The 736-nt window shown below is 46.6% G+C and carries 2 protein-coding genes; both read right to left on the bottom strand.

Translation table 11 applies throughout. The features are described from left to right. Window positions 1-55 precede the first annotated feature (55 nt). Window positions 56-289: a YrhC family protein gene (locus tag ACWHAR_RS26645; RefSeq protein ID WP_011198155.1), complete on the bottom strand. Its 234-nt coding sequence runs from the start codon at window positions 287-289 to the stop codon at window positions 56-58. An 88-nt stretch (window positions 290-377) separates the two neighbouring features. Next, the coding region (locus tag ACWHAR_RS26640) for a PLP-dependent transferase (RefSeq protein WP_452088372.1) at window positions 378-736 on the bottom strand (359 nt) is incomplete at its 5' end.

The following is a 736-nucleotide window of genomic DNA, read 5'->3' as shown; positions in this document are numbered from 1 at the left end:
TGGACGGATTGATCGAGCAAAAAAAAGCAGAGAACCCCTTCAGGAGTCTCTCTGCTTATGATTCTTCCATTTCGTCTAATTGTCTTTTATATTTGAGCGAGCGCTTCACACAATAGAAAGCTCCTCCTAAAAAGCCGCACGTCGCGAGCATCATTGTCATCTTTTGGCCTGTTTCCAAACCTTGTCCCGGAATGACAGATCCGATATATAAAAATGCGCTTACGCTGAGAAGCGTAAAAGCAAACTGCTTATAGTCTTCCATCAGCGATTTGACTTTTTTCTTCTGCATGTCATGATCACCTGCTTTTGTTTCATAATGGATATGATTTGAGAATAACATAGATTGACAGATGACCAGACATGTAAATTCAGCCATTTTAAGAAAGAGGGGCCAGCGCTTGCTGCAAGTCTTCCAACAGATCGTCAATATCCTCAACCCCGGCGGAAATACGGATTAATCCGTCTGTGATGCCAAGCTCCAGCCTGCGTTCAGGCGGGATCGAAGCATGAGTCATTCGCGCCGGCACCGATATCAGACTTTCAACCGCACCAAGGCTTTCGGCGATCGTAAACCATTTCAAACGGCCAAGGACAAGGTCCACGTTCTCTTCTTTTCCGATATCAAACGAGATCATGCCTCCGAAGCCCGTACTTTGCCGCTTGGCAAGCTCATGTCCCGGATGGGACGGCAGCCCTGGGTAATAAACCTTTTTGACGGCGGGATGATCGTCTAAAA

The organism is Bacillus sp. LR--39 (genome assembly GCF_053613335.1).
The sequence above is the reverse complement of the archived record's forward strand: the minus strand, read 5'-3'. Positions and strand labels throughout refer to the sequence as shown.